This is a genomic window from Thiohalocapsa sp. (assembly GCF_019695415.1).
Classification (GTDB): domain Bacteria; phylum Pseudomonadota; class Gammaproteobacteria; order Chromatiales; family Chromatiaceae; genus Thiohalocapsa.
Window position 1 is genome coordinate 1 of the sequence record NZ_JAIFKJ010000230.1, and the last position, 3,245, is coordinate 3,245.

Here is a 3,245-nt window from a genome sequence, read left to right on the forward strand (position 1 = left end):
GTCTCCCAGACGGCGAGCCGTTCCGCACTCACCCGACCCTCCAGGCCATGGGCGCCGAAGGCCCCGAAAAGGACGGCGATGAGGCCGAACAGGGCGGCAATGACAACCAGCGAGCGGCTCATGGGCGTGTCAGCAGCTGGTCATAGCGCGTGGGTCGGGAGCGGGCGTGCATGGTCCTGTGGCGCGTCGAGGCGCGGCGGCAGAGCGTTCAGCGAACGGTACCACCGCAAGTCTGGCCCAGAACAGGGCGGCATGCCAAGATCGGCTCTCGCAAGGTACTTGGGGCGTCGCCCCGAGCAACGCGCCGACACGTCACCGGCTCGCGACCGGTGCACGACGATTTGGAGGATGATCCGATGCCACACCGCTCCGCGCCGGCTTATGCCGTCCTCACCGCTGCCCTGATGGCCGGCGTACTGACGGCGAGCGAGGTTGCCGCTGCCACCGAGTGGAACGTCTCGCTCTGGGGCAAGCGCCGCGCCTTCACCGAGAACGTCGAGAAGCTCGCCGAGCTGGTTGAGGCGAAAACGCACGGGGACTTCCGGCTTAACATCTCCTATGGCGGCCTCTCCAAGGCGCGGGAGAACCTGGATGGCATCGCCATCGGCGCCTTCGAGATGGCGCAGTTCTGCAGCTTCTACCACCGCGACAAGAATCCAACCATCACGGTGACGGAGCTGCCGTTCGCCCGCGATGTGTCGCTCGCACGCACCGCGGAGATCCAGCAGGCCGTGCACGAGCATCCCATTGTCGTTGCCGACCTCGCGCGTTGGAACGCGACCCTGCTCATGCCCACGCCGATGCCACAGTAGAACCTGGTGGGCAAGGGCGAGCCGCCGGCTGACCTGGAGGATTTCTCCGGGCTACGGGTGCGCGGCCCGGGCGGGGTCATCGGGGTGCTCGGCAAGCTCGGGGCCGTCGGCACCAGTGTGCCCATCGGCCTCAACTGCTTCGTGGTGGCCGGCGTGCGCCCGGAATGCTCGGTGCAGGACGTCTTCCGCGGTGTCACGCCCTTCTTCGTCGCCGATGTGCTTACCATCGCCGTGCTCATCGCCTTCCCCGGCATCGTGCTGTGGCTGCCGGGGCAGATGGGGTATGGCTAGCGCGCCAGTCCTCGACGAACAGCTCGATCGACTCGATACGGGTCCAGTAGGATACGGCAGATCGGGCCTGTCCCAGGGCGGGTTCGACGCGTCCTCGGGCAGCGCCTATGCTTGACCCTTCGCCGCTCGCTGCCCACCTCGCTGCGCTTAGGAGACTCCGATGATCCGATTCACCACGGCAGCCGCCCTGCTGCTCGCCAGCGCCTGCGCTGTCGCCCAAACCGCCGACCGCATCTGGAGCGGCGGCCCCATCCTGACCATGAACGATGCGGCGATGCGTGCCGAGGCCATCGCCGAGCAGGACGGCCGGATCATTGCCGTCGGCAGCCGCGACGAGGTGATGCAGCTGCGCGGATCGGACACGCAGCTCATCGACCTGGAGGGGCGGGCGCTGCTGCCCGGCTTCGTCGATGCCCACGGCCACGTGATGATGGGCGGGCTGCAGGCGCTCTCCGCCAATCTGCTGGCGCCGCCGGATGGGGAGGTGACGGACATCGCCTCGCTCCAGCAGGTGCTGCGCGACTGGGTGGCGGCCAACCAGGAGGCTGTCGACCGGGCGAAGCTGATCATCGGCTTCGGCTACGACAACGCCCAGCTCGAGGAACTGCGGCATCCCACCCGCGACGACTTGGATGCCGTCTCCAGCGACCATCCCATCCTGATCATTCATCAGTCCGGCCATCTCGCGGCACTGAACAGTAAGGGGCTGGAGATGGCCGGCATCTCCGCGTCCAGCAAGGACCCTGAGGGCGGAGTCATCCGCCGCCGCGCGGGCAGCGACGAGCCGAACGGCGTGCTGGAGGAGCTGGCCATGTTCAGCGCGCTGTTCAAGATTCTGCCCGCCATCGGCGCCGACGGCTTCAAGGCCTTTGCGCGTGCGGGCAGCGAGCTCTGGGCGCGCTTCGGCTACACCACGGCGCAGGAGGGCCGGTCCTCGCCGGACACCGTGCGCATCATGCGGGAGGTCGCGGATGAGGGCGGCTTCGCCATCGACGTCGTGACCTATCCGGACATTCTCATCGACCGCGACTTCATCAAGAACAGCGCCAGCAGCGCATACCAAGAGCGCCTTCGCATCGGCGGCGCCAAGCTCACTATCGATGGCAGCCCACAGGGATTCACCGCCTGGCGCGACGAGCCTTACTACAAGGTCGTCGGCGACTATCCGCCCGGCTACTCCGGCTATGCGGCGGCCACCGCGGAGCAGGTCTTCGACGCCGCCTTATGGGCTGCCGAAAACGATATCCAGCTCATCACACATGCCAACGGCGAGCGCGCCATGGACCTGCTCATCGCCGCCCAGCGCGCCGCCGCGGCCAAGCATCCGGAGGCCGATGCGCTGCGCCCGGTGCTGATTCACGGGCAGTTCGTAAGGGCCGACCAGCTCGATGACTTCAAGGTGCTGGGCGTGATCCCGTCGCTGTTCCCAATGCACACGTTCTACTGGGGTGACTGGCACCTGGAGCACACCGTCGGCCCGGAGAAGGGGCAGAACATCTCGCCCACGGGCTGGGTGCTGGAGCGCGACATGATTTTCACCAGCCACCACGACGCGCCGGTCGCCTTTCCGGACTCAATGCGCGTGCTCGATGCCACCGTCACCCGCCGCGCGCGGGGCTCGGGCGTGGTGGTCGGGCCGGAGCAGCGGGTCGACGTGATCACGGCGCTCAAGGCCATGACCATCTGGCCCGCGTACCAGCACTTCGAGGAAGCGACCAAGGGCTCTTTGGAGCCGGGCAAGCTCGCCGACTTCGTGATCCTGTCAGCGGACCCCACCGCCGTAGACCCAGAGACGCTGGATACCCTGGAGGTGATGGAGACTATCAAGGAAGGCCGCACGGTCTTTCGCCTTGACGCCCCGACGCGGACGACTGCTGAGAATCCAGCTTTCACCCGCGCCATGGCGGCGCTTGCGCGTGCCAGCCATACACCGCGCATGATCCAGCCGAGCGCCTGGTCACGCGTCATTGGAAGAGAGAAGGCCGTCACCACCGCCTGCCTGTCAGACCTGTTCCTCTCCATCTCCGACGGCATGGCCTCGGCAGGGCGTTGATCGTCCGGTCATCGTCGGCGGGCTTTCTTCGCAACCTCTCAGCATCCATAGGCCGCTGCCGGCTCCTCGACGGCCCAGCGGATCGCCGT

At 67.2% G+C, this 3,245-nt stretch carries 3 protein-coding genes; all 3 read left to right on the forward strand.

The window, feature by feature from the left end:
- The first annotated feature begins 356 nt into the window (after positions 1-356).
- On the forward strand, positions 357-812 hold the full coding sequence (locus I6U14_RS06600; protein WP_296897871.1) for a hypothetical protein: 456 nt from the start codon (positions 357-359) through the stop codon (positions 810-812).
- 6 nt (positions 813-818) lie between these two features.
- Positions 819-1,103, forward strand: a complete 285-nt coding sequence (locus tag I6U14_RS06605) for a hypothetical protein (protein ID WP_296897873.1) — start codon at positions 819-821, stop codon at positions 1,101-1,103.
- Between the two features lie 160 nt (positions 1,104-1,263).
- Positions 1,264-3,156: an amidohydrolase family protein gene (locus I6U14_RS06610; protein WP_296897875.1), complete on the forward strand. Its 1,893-nt coding sequence runs from the start codon at positions 1,264-1,266 to the stop codon at positions 3,154-3,156.
- Positions 3,157-3,245: the final 89 nt, after the last annotated feature.

Bases quoted from the DNA above. Each gene is read 5' to 3' on its own strand.
- I6U14_RS06600 (WP_296897871.1), top strand. From the start codon at position 357: ATGCCACACCGCTCCGCGCCGGCTTATGCCGTCCTCACCGCTGCCCTG.
- I6U14_RS06610 (WP_296897875.1), top strand. From the start codon at position 1,264: ATGATCCGATTCACCACGGCAGCCGCCCTGCTGCTCGCCAGCGCCTGC.